We start from the raw sequence: 24,111 nt of genomic DNA on the forward strand, positions 1-24,111 counted from the left end.
TACCCCGGATAAGGATTTTTACTGCCTGGCAGGGACGCTGCTGCTTTGATAACCACGCCCATCGTGCTGATGTGAACGAATCTGGACACAGGAGGAATGGTTATGAATAGCGACAGATTTTTACGCTTACGCCAGGTGGAAGACAAAATCGGCTTCGGTAAATCGTGGATTTATCGACAAATCCAGCTGCAACAGTTTCCGCCGTCCATCCGACTAAACAGCCGCCACGTCGCCTGGCTGGAAAGCGAGGTGGATGCCTGGATCCACCAGCGCATCCGGCTTACCCGCGATGTCTGAATGCCGGAGGAAGATTATGTGCGCTTCACACCTGCTCAACCGCTGGCTTCACGGTGCCAGCACTACCGGAGAACAGGAAATGGTCCAGGTCAGTCTGGAGCAAATCCAGCCGTTCTCTCTCAATCCCCGCGTCACCCGCAACCCCGGCTATGATGTACTGAAAGCGTCAATTCTCGCCCGTGGACTGGATAACCCGCCGGTGTTGACCCGTCGCCCCAGTGATGAAAAATATATGCTCGCCAGCGGCGGGAATACGCGCCTCGCCATTCTCAATGAACTGTGGCAGGAGACGCAGGATGAGCGTTACCACCGCGTCTGCTGGCCGTTCAGACCATGGCCGGAAACGCTGTCACCGCAGCAAGGCGAAGTCCAGTGCCTGATCGGCCATCTGGCCGAAAGTGACCTGCATAACGGATTGATGTTTATCGAACGCGCGGAAGGGGTCCTGCACCTGCGCGATCTTTACCTCGAGGCAGGTATTGAATGCCCGACGCAGCTGGCGCTGGCGCAGCAACTGACCCGCGACGGCTATCCCGTCAGCCAGTCGCAAATCAGCCGGATGCTACAGACCGTCGACTGGCTGCTGCCCTGCATCCCTAACGCGCTGTACGGCGGCCTTACCCGAAAGGTTATTGATCGCCTGCTGGCGCTACGCAGCGCAGCGGAACAGGTCTGGGCAAAGCTGATGCCACTGGAACGCCAGCCCGAATTTGCCGACCTGTTCAGCACCGCCCTCGCCACCTTCAATGGCGAGCCGGAAGCCGTGGTACCGCAACTGGTGCAGGACGAACTGCTCGGCGAGATGAGCTGTCGCAGCGGCATGAGCTGGAATACGTTACTGGCGGAACTGACCGATGGACAGAGCAAGCGGCAGGCGCTGCTGGGACCACCAGCCGAAAAGGTCCTCTGGCCGCCACCGCCGGAAGCGGAAAAAGCACCACTACCAGAGCCTGAGCCACCGACTGAACCCGCTGCGCCCGGCGAGCCAAAGCCCTCACCGCTGGTGCATACGGCAAGGTCGCTATGTGCCTGCTGGGGACTGGATGCCTGTATCCAGCCGGACGAAAGCGCTTCAGCCGGCTTCACCCTCACGCCCTGCCACGATTTTCCCCACCCGGCGGCACAGCGCTGCTATCAGGTGCTGGCGGCCCTGAATGGCGACACCAGCACGCCGATGCCTGCCCTCGAATTGTTGTTGTCGCCGGACTACGACAACGCTCAGATCCAGCAACTGATGCAACTTATCAGCCTGTGCCGCCAGCGACGGCTGCGGGAGGTTCGCCATGACGCCCTCAGTTAACCAGGCAGTCCTCACCCACATCGTCCAGGCGCTGAAGGAGGGACAGATCCGCTACTGCGAATCGCTGGGCTTCAGCCCGCAGGAGCTGTGCGAGCTGACGCGCCTTACCGCCGATGACATCCTGTTTCTCAGCAATAGCGCGGTACAGTTCATCACCACCCACATTGACCACGAGATGCTGGGTCGGATGCTGGCGAGGATGGAGCAGGAGCGGCTGTTTCAGCAGCGTCTGGAGGAAGCCCTATCGGTGGGCGCGTCCATCGAGTTCATCAACCACTACTTTGGTCTTTCCACGCCGGAAGTTTGTGCCCGGCGGCGGCTGATTGGCCTGTTTGTCCGGCAAGGGCGCAACAATGCTCCGGATGAGCAGGTGGAGACGCTGGTGTGGAACGAGTGGCAGAAGACGGGCGTGAACAAACTCGACTCACCCGAAGCGCTGACCGCCATGATGGCGATGGCCCGCGAACACGACCTGTCGCTGACGATTATCTGGAACCTGCTGCGCCAGTGGACTCAGGAGAAGCTGCTGCATGAAGAATGACGATCGGCTACTGTTTCTTGGTAACCCGCAGCAGAGCGTGCCGAAGCGCCTGCTGCTGGCGCGCAACCTCTCCCCGCGCGACAAGTTCACGTGGCAACTGCTGCGCCTGTACGCCCGCGACGACGGCAACGGCGTCTTTCCCTCCTACAACGAACTGCAGGGCTGGCTCTCCGACCAGCCTGAGGGAGAGAAGGCCTCGCGCAGTACCGTCAGCAACGCGCTGATGATGCTGCGAATCACCCGCTGGCTGAGCCTGTGCCAGCGGCTGCGCGACGAGCAAAGCGGCAGGATCACCGGCAACCTCTACGCCCTGCATGATGCGCCACTGACTCATGCCGATGCCTGCCGGATGGACAGCGAATATCTGGCGCTGCTTACGGCCTGTTCCCGCCACCGCAACCGGCGTATCCGCACCACCGCCATCGGGCTGCTGCTCACCCTGCAACAACCTGTGGACAGTGGACGAACCTGCACTGAGTCTCCATTGAAGACCGCCCCTGGTCTTAATCGAGGACTCAGTAAAAAATGCCCGGGTCTTCAATTAAGACTCAGTGATGTGGCGGGGGTTGGCGAACAACCGGAGCCGCGTTGCGTACATACTGGTACAGATTTAAACAATAAACATCAAAAGCGTACGCAACTGCTGCACTGGCCTGTGGATAATCCCTTCAACGCCAGCGAGCGCCGCGCCGCCGAACGCGCGATGCGCAATCTGGATCCCGCTCTCTGCCAACAGGTGCTGGACGACTGCCTGTGGCGGATCGCCGCCCACGATATCCACCGCCCCCTTGCCTATCTGCTGGCAACGCTGGAGAAAGCCAGACGGGGCGAGTTCAATCAGCTTCGGCGCAGGCGCAGATAGCCCTGATTTTATGCGCACCGCATAAAGCCGGTATACCAGCTATCAATCAAGCCTCATTCATCGGCGAAATTAACTTTCTGCGAACCAGATGGGTTTCCCGTCGCCAGACTCATTGCGCGGACCGACACTGCGGGCATCTGAATCCATGGAGAATTTCCGATGCCTGGCACAACCCTGTTCAGCGATATCCGCATCACCCTGCACACCCGCGTCGCCGCCCGGCTGTGGCAGGCGCATCCCACCGGCATGCTGCTCTGTCTGGCGTTACTCAGGCGTCTGCTGCGCGCCGAAGAGGCCGACGATCCGTGGGCCACCCACTGGCTGAGGCAACTGCGCATTCGCCTTAACCTGATCGCGCACCTGCTGAAGCAAAAAAACCGTCGGCTGGACCAAGCCTTCGCCAGCCTGCCGTGCGCTATCCACACCACGCAGGTCAGTAACCCGTCCCCGACCGAATTCATCCTGCCGCTGGCGCTGTTCTCACCGCCCGGTTCACGCCTGCTGCAGCAGTTGATTGATTACGATCTGCTGGTCCGCCGAACTCTGCTTGCCTGGCACCTCGGCCTTATCACCCAGGCGGAGAAGCGCGATTTCCTGGCCACTATCCCACGCCTGATGCTCCAGGTCTTCAGCTTCGTGAACCGCTTTCGCACCACTGGCGTGACCCGCGCCGACGTGAGGGCGAACAGTCCGCTGGCGCAGACGATGGCACATAAGCTCGGAAATTTGCCCAAAAAGATGCTTGCGGAGATACAGCGCGATGTTCAATGACGATGATGATGAACGCTCCGCCCGCAAAAGCTCGCTAAAGGGCCTTTTAAAGGCCTTTAAGGGTAAGGGAGAGCTGCGAGCGCTGGTGCAGGAATTACAGGCGCTGCGCGTGCAGCTGCAACAACGTCAGCCTGTACTGAAACAGGCTGTGTATGAACTGCCGGGACGTAACGTACCGCTGATTCTGTGCAGCAACCCAGCACGCTCCGGTGTGAGCTATCTGCGCTGGCGTAATCTGGACAACAACCGCTCGGGGAACGTGGCGTTGCAGGAGGCCATTCAACAGCCGGACACGAGCGATGAACTGCGCGACGCGCTGATGGCCCTCGAATGGCGGCGGCAGGTGCTGAATATGCAGCTTTCGGTGGTGGTGTTTATGCTGCGGCGGATACGCCCATTAACCACGCTGGTTTAAAATTTTGCGCAAAGTTAAACCCTGAGTGTCACTTTAGCGATTATTTTAAACTCACCTCATGCCTCTAAAAACAGGCACTATCCGCTTAATGCACGTTTTAAGGTGCAATTTTTACCTTCGCCCTCCAGTTTCCCCTGTCGCCTCATCCCTCCGGCACACCATGCTGAACTCCCTTTCACCGGAGACAGCCCATGCAACTTTATCTGTGCGAAAAACCCTCTCAGGCGCGTGATATCGCCCGCGTTCTTGACGCCCGTAACCGCAGCGACGGCTACCTGCATAACGCCACCGTGACCATCACCTGGTGCTTCGGCCATCTGCTGAGCATGGCCGCGCCGGAGGATTACGATCCGGCGCTGAAACACTGGCGGGCAGAGCACCTGCCGTTTATTCCCCCGGCATGGCGGCTGGTGATCCGCCCGGAGGTGCGCAAGCAGTTCGGTATCATCGAAAAGCTGCTGAAACAGGCGGATGCAGTGGTGATTGCCACCGACGCCGATCGCGAAGGCGAAACCATCGCCCGCGAAATTCTGGAACAATGCCGCTGGCGCGGTCCGGTCCAGCGGCTGTGGCTGTCGGCGCTGGATGACGCCAGTATCCACAAGGCGCTTGCTGCGATGCGACCCGGTGACAGTACGTATCCGCTGTACCAGGCTGGACTGGCGCGCGCCTGCGCCGACTGGCTGGTCGGCATCAACATGACCCGCGCCTGCACGCTGATGAACCGGCGGCACAAAGGCGTGCTCTCCGTGGGCCGGGTGCAGACGCCGACCCTGCGTCTGGTGGTGGAACGCGATCGGGAGATCACCCGTTTCACGCCCCGCCCCTGGTGGCGGGTGGACGCCCGGCTGCATGCTGAGGGCACTACCTTTCTGGCGCAGTGGCAACCCGATGGGGTGTACTGTGACGACGAAGGCCGCTGTATCCGTGAATCCGCCGCCCGTGAGGCCACTGCGCGCCTGCAACAGGCCGGGACCGCGCTGGTACTGGATGTGACCACCCGGCGGGAGAAAACGCCGCCACCGCTGGCCTTCACCCTCAGCGCCCTGCAGCAGGTCTGCTCAAAACAGTGGGGCATGGGCGCGCAGGAGGTACTGGATATCGCCCAGCGCCTGTATGAAACCCATAAGGCCACCACCTATCCGCGCACCGACTGCGGCTGGCTGCCGCTCTCCATGCACGCTGAAGCACCGCAGGTTCTGGCGGCGCTGGTCGCCAGCGACATCTCACTGCAGCCCCTCGCCACGCAACTGAATTTGCAACAACGCTCCCGGCTATGGGACGACAGCAAAATCACCGCCCACCATGGCATCATCCCGACCCGTAAAACGGTAGATCTGACGCAGATGAATGACAGCGAGCGCAAGGTTTACGGCCTGGTACGCAGCCATTTTCTGGCGCAGTTTCTGTCGGACCATGAGGTGGATAAAACCGACCTGCGCCTGAACTGCGCCGGGGAAACGCTGGTTGCCCGTGGCTCAGTCGTGATTGTCAGCGGCTGGCGACAACTGTTTTTACGCGAGATGGCAACGCACTCACCGGAAGAAACGCAGTCACTTCCCGTCCTGCAACAGGGACAGACCTGCCAGGTGGAACAGGTAGACGTTCGCGCCCGTCAGACTCAACCGCCGGAGCACTACACCGAAGGGACGCTGATTGCCGCGATGAAAAACGCCGCCCGTTTTGTCAGCGATGAGCGCCTGAAGCAGCGGCTGAAAGAAAATGCGGGTATTGGCACCGAAGCTACCCGCGCCGGGATTATCCAGACGCTCTTTAAGCGCGGTTATCTGATTAAGCAGCGACGCTTTCTGCTGGCAACGGATACCGCCAGCGTGCTGATTGACGCCCTGCCGGAAACGCTGAAAGATCCAGGCACCACTGCGCTATGGGAGCAGATGCTGGATGACATCGCGACGGGGAAAATGGGGCTGGAGGCGTTCCTGGTACAGCAGCAAGAGGCCGTTACAGCGCTCACGGCTCAAATAGTCAGAGGTCAGAAAATCGCCCCATCAGGTTAGCAAAACGCCCGGCGTTTGCCGGGCGTGAAAACAACGTCAGTCAACGATTACGGCTTATGTTCAATCGCCGGGTTGTTGTTGATGGCGATGCGCTGCGGTTTCTCTTCTTCCGGGATATCCTGGTGTAATTCAATTATCAGTAAGCCGTTTTCCAGCGAAGCGCCGGTCACTTTCACATGCTCCGGCAGACTATAGCTGGCCCGGAAGTCGCTGCGGCTGATACCCCGATGGATCCATCCTTCTTCGCCGTTTTCGGTTTTCTCCTCTTCACGTTTACCGCTAATGTTCAGCTGACCGCCGACGGTTTCAATTTCCAGTTCGCTCTCTTTCCAGCCCGGCACGCTGAGCGTCAGTTCATAGCGGTTATCGCCCAGCCGCCGGATATTGTAAGAAGGCGTGGAGGGCAACGGCGTACTGCCGGTTAGCTGGCTAAAAAGGCGATCGATGCGGTTAAAACGGTCCGCAAACAGAGAATCGGAGAGATCGTGTAATACAGGAAAAGTTCTGAGAGTCATCATGTACCTCCTGAACAGTAAAAAAGAATATTCAAAAAGTTCATGTCTTATGAGCAGGTGTTCCTTACCCGCTTTCTATGTAAGGTTACTGGGCTACTTTTCAACTCACCGAAGCGCAATTTTGTGATGAAAATCACATATTCTCCGCCCGGCCTGTCACGGAAATTATTCAGCCACCGGTAACAAATCTCGCTGTCCTCTCACCCCGAAAGCTGTTGCTGTAATGCTGTTATCAGCAAAACCCGCCATGCATTCCTGAAACGCGGAGGCGCACAGCGCGGAATGCCCGTACTGCCAGTAACTCAGCGGTCTCACAGCCAATGAGCCAAACCCGAAGCGGGACGTTCCCGCGCATGGGGCGCTCCGCACCTTCAACACGGAGACACCACCATGAACGATACCCATTACTTCAACTTGTACACCAGCGGTCTGGGCTACCTCAACCGGATCCGGGAAGTGACCCCGAAAAAAGGCGAACCGTTCCTGTGTTGCGACATTGCCGCACTACGGGGCGAAGCCAGCAACGCGGAGCACACCTGGTTCGACTGCCGCGTCAGCGGCAAGGAAGCGCAGAAACTGGTGCACCGCTGTATCGACGCCTGCGAGCAGAAACGCAAGGTGCTGATCCAGTTCCGCCTCGGCGATCTGTATGCCGACACCTTTGTCTACAGCAAAGGCGACCGTAAAGGCGAAACCGGCGTCAGCCTGAAGGCCCATCTGCTGCACATCGGGCTCATCAAAATTGACGGTGAAGAGGTTTACCGGGCAGAACGCGAAGCTGAACCTCAGCCAGCGCCAGCCACACCGCCAGCAGAGCCTGTACCGCAGTTCTGACGCACAGCATTCACCCTGCCGGGGAAATTCCCCGTCGGGGCGTTTCCCCGGACTTTTACCGGAGAGACGCATGATGAATACCGTATTGAACTCACGTGAAGAAGCCCTTAACCGGGGCAAACTGATTAACCTTGATGACGAGGCGCAGGACGCTGGCTTACCGCTGGATCTGGCCATTACCCTTCCGGCCCACAAGCACTGTCTTGAAGACCGGAATGACAACGCCATCAGGGACTTGCTGAAAGGTGTTGAAATGGCAGCGGTAGTGGCCTTTATCTCCCACCAACCGCCGCAGCGCACTATTCGTATCGATTACCGCTCGGTGCTGACGCAAAAAACCAACGGCAGCACGCAGCAGCAAACCGTCAGATTGACGTTACGCGTTCATTTTTCTGAGCAAGGCATCCCCATTGCCGCCACGCTGGGGCTGATGGGGGAAAGATTCCCTTATTGATCTGATTTTGCGCCCGGAGTAACGGGCGCTATTTTTTGACGCCGCAAACAGTTGTCGGTAGTCCCTTCCCCTCTCATCCTGCACGCTCCTGTAAAAGCCCTGTGGAGGATGCGATGAAACGACTGCTGACAGCTCTGCTCCTGTTTATTTTCAACGGCGTGGCCGCCGCCTCCCCTGCAACGTCAGAAGTCGTCCGCTACGACCGCTATCTGCTGGTCAGCACGTCACCGCAACAGCCGCCACTCGAACAGCTTACCGCCCTGGCCGTTCCGCCCGGTTTTCACCCGACGGTCGGGGAAGCGTTGCAATACCTGCTGCGCGACAGCGGCTGGTCTTTGTGTCTCGCCGATGCGCGCCGGGCGCAGCTTTATGGGCTCCCGTTACCGCTGAGCCAGTACAACACCGGCCCGCTGCGCCTGAAGAGCGCCCTGCAACTGCTGGCGGGCCCGGCATGGCGGGTGATCACCGACGAAAACCGCCGCGAAGTCTGTTTCGCCAGCGACCATTCCCTCCCCCCGACGGTGGCTTACCGTCATCCCGTGTCCCTCCGCCCTTTGGGGCCGTTAACGGCCCCGTTTTTTCTCGCCGGAACCGTACAGCGTGGTGATATCCACCTGGCCGTAATTGTGCCGCCCGAAGCCGTTTACCTCCATCAGGTGGTGTGGTTGCGCAGGGGAGAGCAGTGGCATGGCTGGCGGCTGGAGCGGTTTGATGAGTACCGGGCGGTATTCCGCCACGGTAAACGCCAGCTAACGCTGAAAGTACCGGAGTAAGCGATGAAACGTCTGGTTCTCCTGTTACTGCTCACTGCCAGCGCGTGGGCGCAACCGCTTCAGGTGCAGACCAGCCAGAACGCGGGCTCTGCTCTCAGACCGCTGACCACGCAACAGCAGGCCACCGTCTGGGGCATCACACCGGAAGAGTGGCAGCGCTATCTCACGCTGAAACAGCAGGCGCGCGGCGTCTGGTCGCCGGGGCTCGATCCACTGACCACACTCGGCGTTGAAGCCGACGCTGACCACGAACGTCAACGCTTCGCCGAACTTCTGGTCAGGCAGGAATACAAGCGGCTGGAGAAAGAACTCGCCTTCCAGCGCGCCTATGATGCCGCCTGGCAGCGCCTGTATCCGGGTCTGACGCCGCTGAAAACCACCTCCGCCAGCACTGCCCGCGTTTCGCTATTTGTTAAAGATGACTGCCCGCCCTGTGACAGCCTGCTGCGTACCCTGCTGGCGCAACAGCGTCCGCTGGATATCTGGCTAATCAACAGCGAAGGTGATGATAACCGGGTCCGCCGCTGGGCGATGGCGCATGGCATCGACACAAAACTGGTGAGTGAACACAGCATCACGCTTAACCACGACGCGGGCCGCTGGCTCTTTTTGGGGCAGAGCAAAATCCCGGTGGCGCTGGAACGTAAGGGGGAGCAATGGCGCGAGGTTCTGCCCTGATTCTGCTGCTGCCCTGTCTGGCGCTGGCGCAGCCTCTTCCAGAGGCTTACATGCGCGCTGCAAAAAATTACCGCGTGCCGCCGGAACTGCTGTGGGCCGTCACACAAACCGAAAGCGGGGCGAACCTGAGCGGCAAACATCGCCCGTGGCCGTGGACGCTCAATATCAAAGGTACCGGCTACCGCTACGCCAGCCGGGAGCAGGCCTGTCAGGCGCTGCTTGCCGCCATCCGCCGTACCAGCCCGAAGCGAATTGACGTGGGGCTCGGGCAAATCAATCTCGGCTGGCACCGGGCGTATTTTGACTCTCCCTGCGACGCCCTGCATCCCCTGCAAAACCTGTCGCTCACCGCGCAGTTGCTGCGTAAGCGCTACGATGAACGTCGCGGAAGCTGGCTCAACGCCGCCGCCCGCTATCACCGTCCTGCGGGCGGCGCGCCTGCCACACGCTACCGCAAGCAGGTCAGCCGCCACCTGCAACGGGCAACACCGCCATGAGCCGCTACGCGCTGGAAGCGCTGCTGCGCCCACCTGTGGAGTTTTACAGCACCGTCACCGCCAGTTGTGGCGCATTAATCTGCCTGACGCAGGCCCCGCTGCTGATGCTGACGCCGTGGCAGGCCCGCCTGATGGCCTGCGCCCTGATGATGCTGGCCCTGCGGCGCGGCTGGCAGGGCTGGCACATCGTACGCTACCACCGCAACCTGCTGCGCCTGCCGCGCTATGCGCTCACCAGCCGGAAAATCCCGGTTAGCCACCAGAGGCTGTTTCTCGGTAAAGGCTTTCGCTGGCTACCCATCCACACCCAGCGTCTGTACGACTGTCTGCAACCGGAAGCCGCACGTTGGCTGCGCCCCGGATGGTGTTACCGTCTGGCAAGACACATAGAAAAACATGTCGAGCACACCCTGCCCGGCCTTACCCGCCTGCTCAGCGCCGATCGCTGGCTGAATCCGGTGCGCCCGCTGCCGCCCGTCGGCGGCAATCCATGGTTACACGGGGTGGAACTGAAAGAGTGCGACGTCACCCTGCCACTCAGCGAACGCCCCGGCCACACGCTGGTGCTCGGCACCACCCGCGTCGGCAAAACCCGGCTGGCGGAACTGCTTGCCACTCAGGACATCCGCCGTGGTGAGGTGGTGATCGTTTTCGATCCAAAAGGTGACGCCGATCTGCTGAAGCGTCTGTGGACAGAAGCGCAGCGCGCCGGACGCGGTGACCGCTTTATCCTGTTCCACTTGGCGTATCCGGAGATCTCCGCCCGCTATAACGCCATCGGGCGCTTTGGCCGCATTTCGGAAGTGGCGTCGCGCCTCACCGGACAGCTTTCCGGCGAAGGCAACTCGGCGGCCTTTCGCGAGTTCGCCTGGCGCTTTGTCAACATCATCGCCCGCGCCCTGGTGGCGCTCGGCCAGCGTCCCGACTATCAGTTAATATCCCGCCATGTCGTCAATATCGACGCCCTGTTTATCGACTATGCCCGCATCGTGCTGCCGCGTCACAACGCGCGGGCGTGGGAAGTGGTGGCGCAACTGGCGGAGCGCGTTAACGACAAAAACACGCCGCGCCATATGCTGGGACGCGATCCTCACGTGGTGGCGCTGGAGCAGTACCTCAACTCGGAGAAATTCTACGATCCGATCCTCGACTGGCAGCAGGCGATCCGCCAGAAGGCGGTGGTCTATGTCGGGCTGGATGCACTCTCCGATGCAGTGGTCGCTGCCGCTGTCGGTAACTCGATGTTTGCCGATCTGGTGAGCGTCGCCGGGCATCTCTACAAGTTTGGCCTGAATGATGGACTGCCCGGCAACAGCGAAAAACCGTCGCCCATCAACCTGCACTGCGATGAGTTTAACGAACTGATGGGCGAGGAGTTTATTCCGCTGATCAACAAGGGCGGCGGCGCGGGCATTCAGGTCACCGCCTATACCCAGACGCTGAGTGATATTCAGGCCCGTATCGGCAGCGCCTCCAAGGCAGGCCAGGTGGTGGGTAACTTCAACAACCTGATTATGCTGCGGGTGCGCGAAACCGCCACCGCTGAACTGCTGACAAAGCAACTGCCACAGGTCGAAGTGCGCAGCCGCCAGGTCAGTTCCGGCGTCACCGACACGCCGGGCGGCATCAACAGCTTTACCAGCAATACCCGCGAGCAGGTAACCACCAGTAATGTGCCGCTACTCGATACCGCCGCCTTGATCCAACTCCCCAAAGGCCAAGCTTTTGCTCTGCTGGAAGGTGGACAGTTGTGGAAAATCCGCCTACCGCTGCCCGTCGCGGATAAACACTGCCCGCTGCCGGAGTCTGTCGCGCAACTGGCGGCGTGGATGCAGACGCGCCAGCAGGGGCAGGTGGAATGAGTGAGCAGCGAACGCCTCCATCACGCCCACCACAGGGACCAATTGGCTGGCTGCTGTCGCTGACCGGGCGGCTCATCGGGCTGGTTATTGGCGCGCTGGTGCTACGGGTAGTGCTGGAACTGGCGGGGCTGTATTTCTGGTGGCCGCAGGAGGGGAGCAAACATGTTTTTCAGGTGATGAAGCGGGAGCGGGTGGAACTGGTTATTGCTTTACAGTCGCACCTGCTAGGGAATGAAATTCTGGTGCAACTGGAAAAAGGGGCAAATTGCGTACTTATGGCTAACAGGCTCCTGCAAAAACCGTTCACCGCCGTGGCTTATACGCTGGTGAATTTTATGCAGCGCCTGGTATGGCTTGCCGCCATGCTCCCCCTGCTTTGCCTGTGTGCAATAACCGGGCTAACAGAAGGTCTGGTGCGGCGAGATCTAAGGCGGTTTGGCTCCGGGCTGGAGTCGGTTTTTCTCCACCGTTATGTCATCAGGTCCGGCAGTTCAGTCGCCACCACGCTGTGGGTGTTTTATCTGGCACAGCCGCTGTTTGTACCTGCGATGCTGGTTTTACTGCCTTCGGCCTTATGGTTTGGGATAACGATATGGATGGCGGCGGGCAGCTTCAAACGCTGGTTATAGGTTACTCAATTTTGTTCTCCTCGTTATTCAGTCATAAGGGCTCACTAAATTAGACTTTTCCCGTTAACTTGAATAATTATCATCTTCACTAAGATGCGTTACCGTACAGCCACCATCCACATAGAGTTGACAATAATCTTACAGAATCTGGCAAGCATGACTTGCAGCAAGGGATAGTATTGCTAAAAATTTACTTAGTTATAGGTACTGAAAGAACAAAGAGAAAAACAAGATAAGGAGTTATTATATTAATCGTTCTAAAACTAAGCTATTCAAAATAAATAATTTAGATTATCATTTATGGTAGAAGTGACAACTTGACTGAACTCTTGATTTGATATAAATAATAAAGGCTAATTATGCATAATGAAATTAATCCCTTAGATTATTTAAATGAAAATTTAGGATCCTACGATCCTTTTTCATTGAGAATTATGATAAATAAAACATATAGCGAAAATATTGAAGAATCTTCTGGATTGGACTCATTTAACAAAAGAGATTTTGCAACACTTTTCCATGAATTTACCCATCAACTTCAAAACACATCATCGATCGTTGGCTTTCAACAATTTAATGCAATAGTTTCAATTTGGCATAATACAAGAAATATATCATACGACCCCAACGATAAAGAAAGCGCTATTCTACGGCAGGAATCGCAGAGAATATTACAAGGTTATCCTTGTAATAAAAAAGACGAACCACAAAAACGAGGATTATTAGATATAATTTCAATTGAAAATTTAGAAGACATTCTAAAACAGAAATATACAAAGAAAAAATTGAAAATAACTTATTCATATAACAAATCAAGTTTCGAATTGTCATTTGGCATTGGTGAGTTTTATGAAAGTTGTGCTGAAATTTTAGAACGCTTTTTTTGCAGAAAAATTAAATTATATGACAATTTCTTTGAATCAAATTCCATTCCTTATAAAATCGGTGAGAGCATAGCTAAAAAATTCTATCCGGAATGCAGTGACTACTGTTTGATTGTTTTAATGTTAACAGCTTTACAACATGCAAGCCCTCATCAAATATTTATTTTTTTAGTACATGCTTATGGTGTTTTAAAATTGGATGAGAAAACTGTAAGAGAACAATGTAAAGACCATGTAGAAACACTTATTAAAATAAATAAAGAATGGATCAACAAAACTGGCGATGTAATTGAAAATGGTTTTCCTTTTGATGATCCTTACTTGGGTGACGTAATAAAATTTTTTAACCTAACCATCAAAAACAATCTTAAAAAAAGAATAGAACATCCATTTTTAGAACTGGATTTCCTAATGACAATAGACGAATATAATTATAAGGAAAAAATAGAATCAATTATTAAAAATTCAGGAGGGAGTATAATTTATGCCAACGATCAATCAGGTAACTCTTTATGTGATGTAGAGAAGATAGTAATCGGTGACTATACTTCAATTTACCATAATCAGAAAGCATGGTTAACATTTATTATATCTATATTTCTCACGATGCGAAACTCAAAGACAATAAGCATTACCGAAACTGATCACTTTGAAAGATATAAATGCCCGGCGTTTCTATATTGCAATCATAAAAATAAAACTATTAATGCTGCCTTTTGTGAGGCAACACCTTATAAATACCCCGTCGCAATAGAAGGTGCAGATAATTGCGCTCATCAGTTAGCATTATACAAAACAGACTTAAGAAATAATAATAACAAATAACCATACCAATTATAAAATAACGCTCATCAACATTCGATTGATGAGCGTAACATTCAACTAAATCCATCTAACGATAATTGATTTCAATCTAACTCACATAAAAAAATACAACATATTTATATTGTTACTGAATTTTTCTTCTATTGGTAGTAACTTTTAACCATGTTCTGAAGTAGGGTACAGCGAATCAATCCGGCAGAACTATCACAGTACAAAAACGCTTCTCCCCTAACTGAAACCTTTACCACATAAAACCATTTCTTCGCTGATCCTTCTGCCCCCTCTCATCTACCCTGCCCTGAACACTCTTCCGGAGAAGGCTCCCATGCGTCATTGCTCATTATTTCTGTTGCTAACTTTACTTACAGGCTCGCAGGCCTTTGCCTCCCCGGAATCTACCCAGCTCGCCCTTGCGCTGAAACAACTCGACGGCGTGAAAACCTCGCTGGAACGCGCCCGGAGCAGCTCCAGCACCGATCCACAATCGCGCTACTTCTTCGACTACTTACAGGCGCAGCAGGACATCTCCGCCGTTGAACAGGGCATCCGCCGCTACCTTGCCCCGGCAAGGGCGCAGCCGCGCGCCGTCCAGCCCCTGAGCGCCAGCTACCAGCGGGAGAACCCCGATGACTGACTCCCAACTCGCCGCCTTTCAGGCCGCCAGCCTGAGCAAACCGGAGACTGTCAGCCTGCTGATGCTCGGCCTGTTTACCAGCGTCCTGCTGCTGTGGTGCGCCTGGACGCTGCTGGTCGCCTGGCAGGGCGTCTGCCGCCAGCGCCTGAGCTGGCAGAGTTTTGGCGCAGTGGCGGCCCGTTCACTGTTACTGGTGCTGGTCAGCTTCTGGCTGGTACTGAGCTGAGGAGGAATCATGCGCTGGCTGTTGCTGCTGTTACTCACCGCGTTTAACGCCCTCGCTGACCTGCCGACGATGGAAGATCCGTCGCGCGGTCAGGGCAAAGGCATTATGGAGACGTTGCAAAACTACGGTTTTGACATCGTGGTGTTGCTGGCGCTGGCCATCTGCGCCGTCGGTTTTCTGGTGGTGGCGAACAACTGCATTGCCACCTACTCGGAGATCCAGAGCGGGCGCAAGCAGTGGAAAGATCTGGGCTCAATGGCAGGTGTCGGCAGCATACTGCTGGTGATCATTATATGGCTGCTCAACCAGGCTTCGGACGTCCTGTAATATGGCGACCATCCCCTTTCTCCCCGACCGCCTCAACCGCGAGCCCGTGGTCTGGCGCGGCCTGACCACTAGCGAACTGTTTCTGGCGCTGGCTCTCGGCCTGGGCGGCGGCTGTGCGTTCGGCATTCTGCTGGCCCTGATAACCCACTACTGGCCGTTGATCCCCGGTTCAGCGCTGGCGGGTGCGGCATTACTGATTCAGGGCGGTGGGCGGATTCTGGCCCGCGCCAAAAGAGGCAAGCCCGATAGCTGGCTGCCACAGGCGATCCTCTCCTGGCTGGAGCGCCATCATCTTCGGGGTTCACACCTGGTCCAGCACAGCACCGTGTGGGTGGTGCGCAGGAGTCCGCGATGAGCCGCTTTCGCCATGCGCTGGCCGAGCGCGATAACCATATCCTGACGCTTCGGGCCGTGATTGTCCTGCTGTGCCTGTGTCTGGCGGGCGTTGGCTACGGCTGGTACAGCGCGCCGCAAAAGCTCACCCTCTGGTTCCCGCCGGACCTGCGCAGCGGCAGCACCCGCCCGTGGTGGGAAGTACCGCCCGCCAGCATCTACGCCTTTACCTTTTATATCTTCCAGCAGCTTAACCGCTGGCCGGATAACGGTGAGGAAGACTATTCCCGCAACCTCCGTTCGCTGCGCGCCTACCTGACCCCCGCCTGCCATACCCGGCTGGAGCACGATTTTCAGGTGCGTCGCAACGGCGGTGAACTGCGCGAGCGCACGCGCGGCGTGTATGAGCTTCCCGGCCACGGCTACAGCAGCCTGGTGCATGACGGCGATAAACGTCCCGTCCCGCGCGTCGAGACCTTAAGCCGGGACACCTGGCGAGTAACGCTGGACGTGGCGGTTGAAGAGTATTACCAGAACGAGCCGGTGAAAAAGGCGCTGGTGCGCTACCCGTTGCAGGTGGTGCGCTATGCCATTGATGCGGAGAAAAATCCGTGGGGACTGGCGATCGACTGTACCGATGCCGCACCGCAGCGTCTGGTGGCGGAGGAGAAACCATGAAGACCGTCCTCCTGGCTTTGTTCTTCAGCCTCCCGGCCTTCGCCACGGAAGTGGTGCAGTGGGAAAACATCCCGCTGCCCGTCACGCTGCATGTTGGGCAGGAGCGGATTGTCGACGTGGGGAAAACGGTGCGCATCGGCTATCCCGCCACGCTGGAAGGCAAAGTGCGTCTGCAAAGCGCGGGCGGCAAAGTCTTCCTGCTGGCGAATACGGCGTTCCCGACCATCCGCATCCAGTTGCGGGAAACAGGAAGCGGTGAGCTGATCCTGCTGGATATTCATGCCATTCAGGGCACTTCGCCACTTGAGCCCGTGCAAATTAGCTATACACCACAGACGCCTGCCACAGCCAAAGCATCCGTTCCAATAACAGCATCAACAGAGCCTCTGCCCATCCTGCTGGTGCGCTATGCCGCGCAGAACCTGTATGCGCCGCTGCGCACCGTTGAAGCCCTGCCCGGCGTCACACCAGCCCCCGTTCGACTGACGAAGCGCATCACCACCTTACTACCACAGCAGCCTGTTACTGCCATCCCGCTGGCATCATGGCAGGTTAACGCCACCACCGTCACCGCCATCCGCCTGCAAAGCCAGAGCGGACAGCGCATCACGCTCGATCCGCGCGAACTTCAGGGGCAGTTCACCGCCGCCGCGTTCCAGCATGACTGGCTCGGCCCACGTGGTCTGGCAGAAGATACCACCGTGGTTTACCTGGTGACGGAAGGCCCGGTTTCGCGCGCCCTGCTGCCGGAGACGAAACCATGATGCCGCGCCAGAGCCTCCTGCTGAAAATCCTGCTGCCCGTGATTGTGCTGGTAACGGTATGGCTGCTGCTTCGCCCGGACAACAAAAACACCACTGAGAAATCCCCGTCCCGCAGCGTGGCAGCACTAACACCACAGGAACTGCGCGATCTGGGTATCGACGGCGACACGCCCGCCGATACCGTCGCCACGCTGGTCGGCCAGATGAAGCAGTACCGCCGGGAGCTTCAGTCAATCCAGAGCGATAATGAAAGCCAGCAAGCCCGCGAAAAGCGGCTAAAAGCACAACAGGCGACGCTGGTATCGGAATTACGCGGCGATATGCGCAGACAGCAGGATCAGATGCGCGATGAACTGCTGAAAAGCCAGCGGGGGCTGCTGGATAAGCTCGACCGCCTGATGGCGAAACGCCCGGACGATATCCCGCCAGGTCTGGGGCTGACGCCCGGCGAACTACCTACCGACGTTCAACCCGATATCCGCTGGCTGGAGCCGCTGGATGCGCCCCCGCCTGTGGATGAAAAGCTGCTGCGCGTCCCTCTGAAAGCGGCCGACAAACCGCCGCCGAAACCTGACGTGAAGGTCTACACCCTGCCGCAGAACGCCACGCTGACCGGATCGGTGGCGATGACGGCGCTGATTGGTCGCGTGCCGCTTAACGGCACCGTCAGCGATCCCTACCCGTTTAAACTGCTGATTGGCGAGGACAACCTCACCGCCAATGGCATCGAACTGCCGGACGTGGCGGGTGCAGTGGTCTCCGGTATCGCCTCCGGCGACTGGACGCTCTCCTGCGTGCGCGGGCAAATCACCTCGATGACCTTTGTGTTTCACGACGGCACCATCCGCACCGTCCCGCAGGGCGGCAAATCCGGCAACAAGCAGCAGGAGATCGGCTGGCTCTCGGATAACCAGGGGCTGCCCTGTATTCCCGGCGAGCGCAAAAGCAATGCGAAGGAGTACCTGACCTCGCAGTTCCTGCTGGCGGGATCCGGCGCGGCGGCGCAGGCCTTCGCCAATGGTGAAAGCACCACCGTGGTGGAGGACGGCAGCATCACCAGCGCAGTGACGGGCAACAACGGTCAGTACGTGCTCGGCCAGGCCATCGGCGGCGGATTAAAAGATACCGCCGACTGGATGAAACAGCACTACGGCCAGATGTTTGATGCGGTATATGTGCCACCGGGCCACAAGGTAGCGGTGCATCTCACCGAACCGCTGGCCATCGACTACGAGCTGGAGGGTCGCAAAGTGAAATACCAGCAGGCGAGCACGCCGGGAGGTCTGGAGTGATACGCACCCTGTTCATACTTCTGTTTTTACTGGCCGGATGCAGCACCTCGCAGGAGGAACTGATGCCGGTCGATCCTGATGCCAGCATGCTCACCCTGTGGCAGCAGCAAAGCGGCGGCAGCGCGACTCTGCTGGATGCGCGCGCGCAGTTGCGCCGCCCGCCGGATGGTCCGGTGGCGCAACCTGAGGCGAACACCATTCGTAGCCAGTTTCCGCGCCTGCCCAACCCGGATATGGTGTTGTACGTTTTCCCGCACCTTAACGGCAACACCCCAGTGCCCGGCTACAGCACCGTCTTTCCCTTCTACACCCGCCCGCAGTATGCGCTGCCAGGCGAACGCCTGACGCCGCCATGATGGAACGGCGCGGCCTGACCGAACAGGCGCTGGACGCCAGCTACCACAAGGGCCCGTCGTTTGTCGACTGGCTGCCGTGGGTGGAGTTTTTGCCGGAGTCGCAGACGCTGCTGCTGGAAGATGGCCGTTCGGTGGGAGCAGTATTCGAACTAACGCCTGTTGGCACCGAAGGCCGCTCGATGGCATTTCTGGAACAGGTCCGCGATACCGTCACTGACGCATTGCAGGATGCCTTTGATGAGCACGAACGTGCGCCGTGGGTGGTACAGTTTTTCTGTCAGGATGAAGACGACAGCGAGGCGTGGCTGGCATCACTTTCAGCTTACGCCGCACCGGAAATTCGCGATTCCGTCTTTACCCGCGAGTGGCTCACACAGATGGCAAACCATATGGTGAATCTTACCCGCGATGAGGGGCTGTTTCTCGATAACACCGTCACCCGTACCCGGCGGCGGGCGACGTGGCGGCGCACGCGGATGGTGGTGTACCGATGGCTTCCCGCGCCGTTGCCGGACGAACCGTCGCCGAAAGAGACGCTGAATAATATCTGCGAGCGTCTCACCGCCGGGCTAAAAGCAGCGGGCATCAGCGCAGTCCGTCAGAATGAGCAGGACATTCACCGCTGGCTGGTGCGCTGGTTTAACCCTGCGCCGCCCGTTGAAGATAAAAAAGCCTTCTGGCGACAACTGGATTTACCGGAAGCAGAATCCCTGCCCGTCATTACCGATTTCGCCGAACGTCTACTGGCGAGTGAACCGCGCTCGGATGCGGAAAACGGCGTCTGGTCGCTGGATAACCGCCCGCATAAAGTGGTGGTCGTTGACCGCCTGCGCAAAGCGCCACCGCCCGGCCTGCTGACCGGGGAAACCCCGCGCGGCGACGGCATTAACGCCCTGTTCGACCTGCTGCCTGCAGGCACCATCATGAACCTGACGGTGGTGGTATATCCGCAGGATAAGCTGGAGCAGCATATCAGCCATCTTTCCGGGCGGGCGATTGGCGACAACACCGATTCAGAATATACCCGCCGCGACTGCCACGAGGTACGCAGCTACCTGAAGGACGGACATAAACTGTACCGCAGCACGCTGGCGTTTTATCTGCACGCCTCCGATACCGATACCCTGTTTCGCCAGCAGCGCCAGTTGCACAGCCTATTGCTGAATGCCGGACTGGTGCCAGTGCAGGAGCAGCACGAAGTGGCCCCACTCAGCCACTGGCTACGCTGGCTGCCGATGTGCTTTGATCCCCTCCGCGATCCGCGTGGGCTCTATACCCGACTCAACTTCGTCCAGCATATCGCCGGGCTGCTGCCGGTCTACGGACGGGAAACCGGCACCGGGCATCCGGGGATTTGTTACTTCAATCGCGGCGGCACGCCGCTGTGCTTCGATCCGCTGAATAAGCTGGACCGCGCGCAGAACGGCCACTTGCTGCTGCTCGGCCCGACCGGAGCGGGAAAATCTGCCACACTCAACGCGAAAATCGCGCAACTGATGGCGCTGCACCGTCCGCGCCTGTTTATCATTGAGGCCGGGAACTCGTTCGGCCTGATGGCCGACTACGCCGCCGCACACGGCCTGACGGTGAATAAAATCAGCCTGCGTCCCGGTTCTGGCGTGACGCTGCCCCTGTTTGCAGATGCATGGCGACTGGTGGAACAGGCCGTCACTGATGCCGAACCGCCGGAAGATGAAGAGAACGATGGCGATGACCAGCGCGACGTGCTCGGCGAAATGGAGATCACCGCCCGGCTGATGATCACCGGCGGCGAAGCGAAAGAGGATGCGCGACTCACCCGGCCGGATCGGGCGATGATCCGTCAGGCGATTATCGCAGCCGCGCATACCTGCTACGAGGAAAAACACCAGACGCTGACCCAGGATATCCGCGATGCACTGTTCGCCCTTTCCCGCGACAGCAGCCTGCCGGAAGCCCGCCGCCAGCGGGCGTATGAAATGGCGGAATCCATCAATCTGTTCTGCGCCGGGTTTGAAGGCGAGCTGTTTAACCGCGAGGGACAGATGTGGCCGGAGGCGGATATCACTCTGGTGGACCTCGCCACCTTCGCCCGCGAAGGCTATGAAGCGCAGCTTGCCATCAGCTATATCTCGCTGATTAACCATATCAACAACCTCGGCGAGCGCGACCAGCATCTGGCGCGCCCCATCGTCAACATCACCGATGAGGCGCATATCATCACCGTCAATCCGCTGCTGGCGCGATTCCTCACGAAGGGCTCGAAGATGTGGCGCAAGCTCGGCATCTGGCTATGGCTGGCCACCCAGAACCTGGCGGATTTTCCCGACGAAGCGAAGAAACTGCTCAATATGATCGAGTGGTGGGAACTGCTGGTGATGCCGCCAGAAGAGATTGAGCAAGTGTGCCGGTTTAAGGCGTTGACTGATGAACAGCGGCAACTGCTGCACTCGGCGGTGAAATCACCGGGGCAATATACCGAGGGCGTGGTGCTTTCACCGCGCGTGGAAGCACTGTTTCGGGTGGTGCCGCCCGCACTGTATCTGGCGTTGGCAATGACCGAGAAGCATGAGAAGGCGGAAAGGATGCGGATTATGAAGGAGACGGGGTGTAGTGAGGTGGAGGCGGCAGAAATAATTTCAAAAAATATGTTGTAGTCGTATTGATTATGTTTCCATAGGCTACCACTCAAGATCACAAGTATTAATTAATACTGAATTCATTCTATTTTGTGAAAAAAAGAGTATCATGTCGCAATCACAATTAACAATTGGTATTCATCATGGCAGAGCAAATCAAGAAAATATACTGTAATAATTGTGCCTGCGAAACCAGGCATTCAATCCTTTTTTATAAGGAAAAGAGAGATGTAGAGGCAATCGATAATCAAGTAATTTGGTATGAAGATAACAATTATTATTTCTCTGAATGTTTGGGTTGTGAGAGTATAACTTTGCATATTGAATCCACTTATAGTGGTTTGAATGATGAAATTGTAGTCACACAATTTCCACCCAAAATAATAAGGAAAGAACCCAAATGGCTATACCGTATTGATGGTGATGGAATTTTTTTCGAGGACTCAGATAAAGTTGAAGTATTCAGAGAGATTTACATTGCATTAAAAAATAACATGCCACGACTAGCTATTATGGGTGTCAGAGCATTACTAGAAATAGTAATGATTGAAAGCATTGGTGATCAAGGTTCATTTGTGAAGAACCTAATAAAATTAAAAGAAGATGGCTATATATCCAACTATCAGTTTGAAGCCATAAACAAGGTCATAGAAGCTGGGCATGCAAGCATGCATAGAAGATACAAAGCCTCTTACGAGGAAATTTCGAGCATAATGGATATAACAGAAAATATTATTGAGTCTATTTATATTAATAAACTAAACATAACAAAACTAAATATCCCCCCCAGAGTCAAAAAAGAAAAATAGATATCTACCTACAGATCCCTTGGAATTGGATCTGTAGAGACCCCCTATTTAGCAGGAATTATTTATTTCTTGTTGCAAGTTTATTTTTAACTATTTTAAAATCCTTATACGCGATTCTCGACTTAATCACTTCAACTTTTTCGTTTTTTTCTTCGAAAAATTTACACATGGATGATATTGGAACAGTACATTTAACACCAAGGATAACTTCTCTCAGTTTGAGATCATTAGAGAAATATTTAAAATATAATCCTGAATCTTCACTTTCAAGTTTCAGATCAATATGTAATCGATATTCGTTTTCATATTTCCAATGTTCAAATTTTGTTAAAGATAGTTTTTTTATGTAAATTTCATCAGAACACTTCTCTAATGTAACCTTGGATAAATCCTTTTCATACTCTACTTTTTGTAGCATCGATTTTGGAATATCAAAACCGAGCGCTATTCCTCTATGCTTATCGGCATAATGCCCCCATAAGAGAGGATTGTCCCATGTTGTACTAAAACAAATAATCCCTTGTTCGTCCTCAATTTTTCTCTTAATCTTTCGCAATTCTTTCCTAACGTTTTTATCGCTTAAGTCTGCGGCAAGTAATTCAAAAGGGTCATTTAGATCTTGGTATCTTGACACTTTAATTCGTTTAAGGGCAATGTTACTAATTGCATACTCCGCATTCGTAAGATAATAAACCCTCATTGTATCATTTGATTTAGAGCTTCCCTTTAGCATATTTCAGTATATCCTCGCGCTCATGCTTATTCATTTGCAGGAAAACCAACATCAACTCCGCCAAATCATCATCTTCAGCATAAAAGTAAGCCAACGGTACTCGCAAAACCTCAGCCAATTTCTGCACAATCTCCGTACCCGGCTCATGTACACCCTTTTCATATCGATTGATACGCGTACTGGCGACAAACTCATCAATACCCGCTGCGATCCCCAGACGTTTTTGTGAAAGCCCACTTGCTAGTCGAGCCTGCTTCAGGCGACGGCAAAAAATATCGTTGTAATGGTTACTTGTATTCATAACTACGAGAATCGTAGTTTTTACTTGCTGCCGATACTACGATTAACGTAGTATCACATTAACAGGTCAAAAGAGGCTGTATCTTAAGCATCATCTTTAGGGGAGATACCTACCATCTGGCGGGACGTTTCCAGCAACTGGAGTTGCGCATCAGGAGAGAGGGCAGCGAAGTTGAGAATCAGTTCAGCAAGATTCTCATCCGAAGTAAACAGCCATGGTAGGGGGACATTCAGCACATCAGCGATACGTGCAGCGGTTTCCATATCAGGCTCATGAACACCTTTCTCGTAACGATTGAAACGGGTGCTTGCAACAGAAGGATCTACAGCCGCAGCAATCCCCACAGCAGTCTGAGAAATGTCTAAGCGCTGTCGGGCTTCTTTTAATCGACGGACGAAAATATCCCGTTGTCTGAGTCTTTTTTGCATAACTACGAGATTCGTAGTTTTTTAATGACTTAGATACTACGAAAAACGTAGTATCTGGATTAGAGAGGTAAACGGAATGACTAAAAAAGACTGGCACCCCGCCGACATCGTTGCTGCCTTACACAAGCGCGGTACCAGTCTGGCGAAACTGTCGCGGGAAGCAGGGCTGGCTTCGTCAACGCTGTCAAATACCCTGACGCGCCCGTGGCCGAAAGGCGAGTGGTTGATTGCCATCGCGCTCGACGTGCATCCGTCAGCGATCTGGCCCGGCCGTTACCTCAATGTTGGAAATAAACGCCAACCCAGAAAACCGCTTCACCTCATGACAACAACCGATAACTCCGGGACATAACGACCCGCGCTGTGAGTGGCAGGACGCATTAACCAACGACACCTGACAGGAGAGTTGTTTATGCACACCGAACCACAACCCAACACCATCGCACTGAGTACAGGA

30 protein-coding genes are annotated in these 24,111 nt (G+C 55.7%); 26 read left to right on the forward strand and 4 right to left on the reverse strand.

The annotated features are described in order from the left end of the window. The first annotated feature begins 102 nt into the window (after window positions 1-102). The 7 genes from AAIE02_RS20795 to AAIE02_RS20825 all read left to right on the forward strand — a co-directional run bounded on the left by AAIE02_RS20795 (window position 103) and on the right by AAIE02_RS20825 (window position 6,204). Window positions 103-297 (forward strand): helix-turn-helix transcriptional regulator, encoded by a 195-nt coding sequence (locus AAIE02_RS20795; protein ID WP_001561320.1) that lies wholly within the window; start codon window positions 103-105, stop codon window positions 295-297. A 16-nt stretch (window positions 298-313) separates the two neighbouring features. Continuing rightward, entirely contained in the window at window positions 314-1,597 is a 1,284-nt protein-coding gene (locus tag AAIE02_RS20800) for a ParB family protein (RefSeq protein WP_498533170.1), read from the forward strand. Further along, a complete protein-coding gene (locus tag AAIE02_RS20805) occupies window positions 1,581-2,138 on the forward strand; it encodes a DUF2857 domain-containing protein (RefSeq protein ID WP_498533171.1) in 558 nt (185 codons plus the stop codon). Before AAIE02_RS20800 ends, AAIE02_RS20805 begins: the two co-directional genes overlap by 17 nt. Beyond that, window positions 2,128-3,000, forward strand: a complete 873-nt coding sequence (locus AAIE02_RS20810; RefSeq protein WP_498533172.1) for an STY4528 family pathogenicity island replication protein — start codon at window positions 2,128-2,130, stop codon at window positions 2,998-3,000. Before AAIE02_RS20805 ends, AAIE02_RS20810 begins: the two co-directional genes overlap by 11 nt. Before the next feature lie 159 nt (window positions 3,001-3,159). Continuing rightward, window positions 3,160-3,771: a PFL_4669 family integrating conjugative element protein gene (locus tag AAIE02_RS20815; protein WP_498533173.1), complete on the forward strand. Its 612-nt coding sequence runs from the start codon at window positions 3,160-3,162 to the stop codon at window positions 3,769-3,771. Next, window positions 3,761-4,186 carry a DUF3158 family protein gene (locus AAIE02_RS20820; RefSeq protein WP_427065247.1) on the forward strand — a complete coding sequence of 142 codons (426 nt, stop codon included), beginning with the start codon at window positions 3,761-3,763 and terminating at the stop codon, window positions 4,184-4,186. The genes AAIE02_RS20815 and AAIE02_RS20820 overlap by 11 nt, the downstream gene beginning before the upstream one ends. 191 nt (window positions 4,187-4,377) lie before the next feature. After that, window positions 4,378-6,204, forward strand: coding sequence for a DNA topoisomerase III (locus tag AAIE02_RS20825; RefSeq protein WP_498533174.1), 1,827 nt, complete (start codon window positions 4,378-4,380; stop codon window positions 6,202-6,204). Window positions 6,205-6,251: 47 nt separating this feature from the next. On the opposite strand, the gene AAIE02_RS20830 is transcribed toward AAIE02_RS20825, so the two are convergent. Beyond that, entirely contained in the window at window positions 6,252-6,722 is a 471-nt protein-coding gene (locus AAIE02_RS20830; protein WP_498533175.1) for an Hsp20 family protein, read from the reverse strand. A gap of 387 nt (window positions 6,723-7,109) precedes the next feature. Here AAIE02_RS20830 and AAIE02_RS20835 point away from each other — a divergent pair, with 387 nt between their 5' ends. From AAIE02_RS20835 to AAIE02_RS20920, 18 genes are all read left to right on the forward strand, one after another. Continuing rightward, window positions 7,110-7,553, forward strand: coding sequence for an STY4534 family ICE replication protein (locus tag AAIE02_RS20835; protein ID WP_498533176.1), 444 nt, complete (start codon window positions 7,110-7,112; stop codon window positions 7,551-7,553). Between the two features lie 70 nt (window positions 7,554-7,623). Next, complete coding sequence (locus AAIE02_RS20840; RefSeq protein ID WP_498533177.1) at window positions 7,624-8,007, forward strand: hypothetical protein; 384 nt, start codon at window positions 7,624-7,626, stop codon at window positions 8,005-8,007. Window positions 8,008-8,120: 113 nt separating this feature from the next. Next, window positions 8,121-8,780 carry a PFGI-1 class ICE element type IV pilus protein PilL2 gene (gene pilL2, locus AAIE02_RS20845; RefSeq protein WP_498533178.1) on the forward strand — a complete coding sequence of 220 codons (660 nt, stop codon included), beginning with the start codon at window positions 8,121-8,123 and terminating at the stop codon, window positions 8,778-8,780. A gap of 3 nt (window positions 8,781-8,783) precedes the next feature. Then, window positions 8,784-9,458 carry a TIGR03759 family integrating conjugative element protein gene (locus tag AAIE02_RS20850; RefSeq protein ID WP_498533179.1) on the forward strand — a complete coding sequence of 225 codons (675 nt, stop codon included), beginning with the start codon at window positions 8,784-8,786 and terminating at the stop codon, window positions 9,456-9,458. After that, window positions 9,437-9,955 (forward strand): transglycosylase SLT domain-containing protein, encoded by a 519-nt coding sequence (locus tag AAIE02_RS20855; RefSeq protein ID WP_498533180.1) that lies wholly within the window; start codon window positions 9,437-9,439, stop codon window positions 9,953-9,955. The genes AAIE02_RS20850 and AAIE02_RS20855 overlap by 22 nt, the downstream gene beginning before the upstream one ends. Continuing rightward, a complete protein-coding gene (gene traD / locus AAIE02_RS20860; RefSeq protein WP_498533181.1) occupies window positions 9,952-11,817 on the forward strand; it encodes a conjugative transfer system coupling protein TraD in 1,866 nt (621 codons plus the stop codon). Before AAIE02_RS20855 ends, traD begins: the two co-directional genes overlap by 4 nt. Next, window positions 11,814-12,446 carry an IncC plasmid conjugative DNA transfer DtrJ family protein gene (locus AAIE02_RS20865; protein ID WP_498533182.1) on the forward strand — a complete coding sequence of 211 codons (633 nt, stop codon included), beginning with the start codon at window positions 11,814-11,816 and terminating at the stop codon, window positions 12,444-12,446. Before traD ends, AAIE02_RS20865 begins: the two co-directional genes overlap by 4 nt. 359 nt (window positions 12,447-12,805) lie before the next feature. Continuing rightward, window positions 12,806-14,155, forward strand: a complete 1,350-nt coding sequence (locus tag AAIE02_RS20870) for a hypothetical protein (protein ID WP_498533183.1) — start codon at window positions 12,806-12,808, stop codon at window positions 14,153-14,155. A 325-nt stretch (window positions 14,156-14,480) separates the two neighbouring features. Further along, window positions 14,481-14,789, forward strand: coding sequence for an integrative conjugative element protein, RAQPRD family (locus tag AAIE02_RS20875; protein WP_498533184.1), 309 nt, complete (start codon window positions 14,481-14,483; stop codon window positions 14,787-14,789). Next, complete coding sequence (locus AAIE02_RS20880) at window positions 14,782-15,015, forward strand: TIGR03758 family integrating conjugative element protein (protein WP_265780902.1); 234 nt, start codon at window positions 14,782-14,784, stop codon at window positions 15,013-15,015. The genes AAIE02_RS20875 and AAIE02_RS20880 overlap by 8 nt, the downstream gene beginning before the upstream one ends. Before the next feature lie 9 nt (window positions 15,016-15,024). Further along, window positions 15,025-15,342, forward strand: coding sequence for a TIGR03745 family integrating conjugative element membrane protein (locus tag AAIE02_RS20885; protein WP_498533185.1), 318 nt, complete (start codon window positions 15,025-15,027; stop codon window positions 15,340-15,342). Between the two features lies 1 nt (window position 15,343). Further along, a complete protein-coding gene (locus AAIE02_RS20890) occupies window positions 15,344-15,697 on the forward strand; it encodes a TIGR03750 family conjugal transfer protein (protein WP_047050472.1) in 354 nt (117 codons plus the stop codon). Continuing rightward, on the forward strand, window positions 15,694-16,353 hold the full coding sequence (locus tag AAIE02_RS20895) for a PFL_4703 family integrating conjugative element protein (RefSeq protein WP_498533186.1): 660 nt from the start codon (window positions 15,694-15,696) through the stop codon (window positions 16,351-16,353). Before AAIE02_RS20890 ends, AAIE02_RS20895 begins: the two co-directional genes overlap by 4 nt. Continuing rightward, the gene (locus AAIE02_RS20900; protein WP_498533187.1) at window positions 16,350-17,117 is read left to right on the forward strand and encodes a TIGR03749 family integrating conjugative element protein; all 768 of its coding nucleotides are present in this window, start codon (window positions 16,350-16,352) and stop codon (window positions 17,115-17,117) included. The genes AAIE02_RS20895 and AAIE02_RS20900 overlap by 4 nt, the downstream gene beginning before the upstream one ends. Beyond that, the gene (locus AAIE02_RS20905; RefSeq protein WP_280974602.1) at window positions 17,114-18,409 is read left to right on the forward strand and encodes a TIGR03752 family integrating conjugative element protein; all 1,296 of its coding nucleotides are present in this window, start codon (window positions 17,114-17,116) and stop codon (window positions 18,407-18,409) included. The genes AAIE02_RS20900 and AAIE02_RS20905 overlap by 4 nt, the downstream gene beginning before the upstream one ends. Next, a complete protein-coding gene (locus tag AAIE02_RS20910; protein ID WP_116361507.1) occupies window positions 18,406-18,765 on the forward strand; it encodes a TIGR03751 family conjugal transfer lipoprotein in 360 nt (119 codons plus the stop codon). Before AAIE02_RS20905 ends, AAIE02_RS20910 begins: the two co-directional genes overlap by 4 nt. After that, a complete protein-coding gene (locus AAIE02_RS20915) occupies window positions 18,762-21,401 on the forward strand; it encodes a conjugative transfer ATPase (protein WP_498533188.1) in 2,640 nt (879 codons plus the stop codon). Before AAIE02_RS20910 ends, AAIE02_RS20915 begins: the two co-directional genes overlap by 4 nt. A gap of 125 nt (window positions 21,402-21,526) precedes the next feature. After that, on the forward strand, window positions 21,527-22,192 hold the full coding sequence (locus AAIE02_RS20920) for a DUF4145 domain-containing protein (protein WP_159125604.1): 666 nt from the start codon (window positions 21,527-21,529) through the stop codon (window positions 22,190-22,192). A gap of 58 nt (window positions 22,193-22,250) precedes the next feature. Here AAIE02_RS20920 and AAIE02_RS20925 read toward each other — a convergent pair whose 3' ends face one another. The 3 genes from AAIE02_RS20925 to AAIE02_RS20935 all read right to left on the reverse strand — a co-directional run bounded on the left by AAIE02_RS20925 (window position 22,251) and on the right by AAIE02_RS20935 (window position 23,654). Beyond that, a complete protein-coding gene (locus AAIE02_RS20925) occupies window positions 22,251-22,925 on the reverse strand; it encodes a DUF2971 domain-containing protein (RefSeq protein WP_077258935.1) in 675 nt (224 codons plus the stop codon). Further along, on the reverse strand, window positions 22,906-23,226 hold the full coding sequence (locus AAIE02_RS20930) for a helix-turn-helix domain-containing protein (RefSeq protein ID WP_159125603.1): 321 nt from the start codon (window positions 23,224-23,226) through the stop codon (window positions 22,906-22,908). Before AAIE02_RS20930 ends, AAIE02_RS20925 begins: the two co-directional genes overlap by 20 nt. Window positions 23,227-23,309: 83 nt before the next feature. Beyond that, window positions 23,310-23,654, reverse strand: coding sequence for a helix-turn-helix domain-containing protein (locus AAIE02_RS20935; protein ID WP_446184705.1), 345 nt, complete (start codon window positions 23,652-23,654; stop codon window positions 23,310-23,312). A 76-nt stretch (window positions 23,655-23,730) separates the two neighbouring features. Here AAIE02_RS20935 and AAIE02_RS20940 point away from each other — a divergent pair, with 76 nt between their 5' ends. Further along, complete coding sequence (locus tag AAIE02_RS20940; RefSeq protein WP_210724264.1) at window positions 23,731-24,006, forward strand: helix-turn-helix domain-containing protein; 276 nt, start codon at window positions 23,731-23,733, stop codon at window positions 24,004-24,006. The last annotated feature ends 105 nt before the right edge of the window (window positions 24,007-24,111 follow it).

The sequence above is a fragment of the Cedecea sp. Ae19-4 genome (assembly GCF_059801165.1).

What these genes read in the sequence shown, in the direction of transcription:
- AAIE02_RS20795 (WP_001561320.1), top strand. Translation starts at nt 103, where the DNA reads ATGAATAGCGACAGATTTTTACGCTTACGCCAGGTGGAAGACAAAATC.
- AAIE02_RS20800 (WP_498533170.1), top strand. Translation starts at nt 314, where the DNA reads ATGTGCGCTTCACACCTGCTCAACCGCTGGCTTCACGGTGCCAGCACT.
- AAIE02_RS20805 (WP_498533171.1), top strand. Translation starts at nt 1,581, where the DNA reads ATGACGCCCTCAGTTAACCAGGCAGTCCTCACCCACATCGTCCAGGCG.
- AAIE02_RS20810 (WP_498533172.1), top strand. Translation starts at nt 2,128, where the DNA reads ATGAAGAATGACGATCGGCTACTGTTTCTTGGTAACCCGCAGCAGAGC.
- AAIE02_RS20815 (WP_498533173.1), top strand. Translation starts at nt 3,160, where the DNA reads ATGCCTGGCACAACCCTGTTCAGCGATATCCGCATCACCCTGCACACC.
- AAIE02_RS20820 (WP_427065247.1), top strand. Translation starts at nt 3,761, where the DNA reads ATGTTCAATGACGATGATGATGAACGCTCCGCCCGCAAAAGCTCGCTA.
- AAIE02_RS20825 (WP_498533174.1), top strand. Translation starts at nt 4,378, where the DNA reads ATGCAACTTTATCTGTGCGAAAAACCCTCTCAGGCGCGTGATATCGCC.
- AAIE02_RS20830 (WP_498533175.1), bottom strand. Translation starts at nt 6,722, where the DNA reads ATGATGACTCTCAGAACTTTTCCTGTATTACACGATCTCTCCGATTCT.
- AAIE02_RS20835 (WP_498533176.1), top strand. Translation starts at nt 7,110, where the DNA reads ATGAACGATACCCATTACTTCAACTTGTACACCAGCGGTCTGGGCTAC.
- AAIE02_RS20840 (WP_498533177.1), top strand. Translation starts at nt 7,624, where the DNA reads ATGATGAATACCGTATTGAACTCACGTGAAGAAGCCCTTAACCGGGGC.
- pilL2 (WP_498533178.1), top strand. Translation starts at nt 8,121, where the DNA reads ATGAAACGACTGCTGACAGCTCTGCTCCTGTTTATTTTCAACGGCGTG.
- AAIE02_RS20850 (WP_498533179.1), top strand. Translation starts at nt 8,784, where the DNA reads ATGAAACGTCTGGTTCTCCTGTTACTGCTCACTGCCAGCGCGTGGGCG.
- AAIE02_RS20855 (WP_498533180.1), top strand. Translation starts at nt 9,437, where the DNA reads ATGGCGCGAGGTTCTGCCCTGATTCTGCTGCTGCCCTGTCTGGCGCTG.
- traD (WP_498533181.1), top strand. Translation starts at nt 9,952, where the DNA reads ATGAGCCGCTACGCGCTGGAAGCGCTGCTGCGCCCACCTGTGGAGTTT.
- AAIE02_RS20865 (WP_498533182.1), top strand. Translation starts at nt 11,814, where the DNA reads ATGAGTGAGCAGCGAACGCCTCCATCACGCCCACCACAGGGACCAATT.
- AAIE02_RS20870 (WP_498533183.1), top strand. Translation starts at nt 12,806, where the DNA reads ATGCATAATGAAATTAATCCCTTAGATTATTTAAATGAAAATTTAGGA.
- AAIE02_RS20875 (WP_498533184.1), top strand. Translation starts at nt 14,481, where the DNA reads ATGCGTCATTGCTCATTATTTCTGTTGCTAACTTTACTTACAGGCTCG.
- AAIE02_RS20880 (WP_265780902.1), top strand. Translation starts at nt 14,782, where the DNA reads ATGACTGACTCCCAACTCGCCGCCTTTCAGGCCGCCAGCCTGAGCAAA.
- AAIE02_RS20885 (WP_498533185.1), top strand. Translation starts at nt 15,025, where the DNA reads ATGCGCTGGCTGTTGCTGCTGTTACTCACCGCGTTTAACGCCCTCGCT.
- AAIE02_RS20890 (WP_047050472.1), top strand. Translation starts at nt 15,344, where the DNA reads ATGGCGACCATCCCCTTTCTCCCCGACCGCCTCAACCGCGAGCCCGTG.
- AAIE02_RS20895 (WP_498533186.1), top strand. Translation starts at nt 15,694, where the DNA reads ATGAGCCGCTTTCGCCATGCGCTGGCCGAGCGCGATAACCATATCCTG.
- AAIE02_RS20900 (WP_498533187.1), top strand. Translation starts at nt 16,350, where the DNA reads ATGAAGACCGTCCTCCTGGCTTTGTTCTTCAGCCTCCCGGCCTTCGCC.
- AAIE02_RS20905 (WP_280974602.1), top strand. Translation starts at nt 17,114, where the DNA reads ATGATGCCGCGCCAGAGCCTCCTGCTGAAAATCCTGCTGCCCGTGATT.
- AAIE02_RS20915 (WP_498533188.1), top strand. Translation starts at nt 18,762, where the DNA reads ATGATGGAACGGCGCGGCCTGACCGAACAGGCGCTGGACGCCAGCTAC.
- AAIE02_RS20920 (WP_159125604.1), top strand. Translation starts at nt 21,527, where the DNA reads ATGGCAGAGCAAATCAAGAAAATATACTGTAATAATTGTGCCTGCGAA.
- AAIE02_RS20925 (WP_077258935.1), bottom strand. Translation starts at nt 22,925, where the DNA reads ATGCTAAAGGGAAGCTCTAAATCAAATGATACAATGAGGGTTTATTAT.
- AAIE02_RS20930 (WP_159125603.1), bottom strand. Translation starts at nt 23,226, where the DNA reads ATGAATACAAGTAACCATTACAACGATATTTTTTGCCGTCGCCTGAAG.
- AAIE02_RS20935 (WP_446184705.1), bottom strand. Translation starts at nt 23,654, where the DNA reads ATGCAAAAAAGACTCAGACAACGGGATATTTTCGTCCGTCGATTAAAA.
- AAIE02_RS20940 (WP_210724264.1), top strand. Translation starts at nt 23,731, where the DNA reads ATGACTAAAAAAGACTGGCACCCCGCCGACATCGTTGCTGCCTTACAC.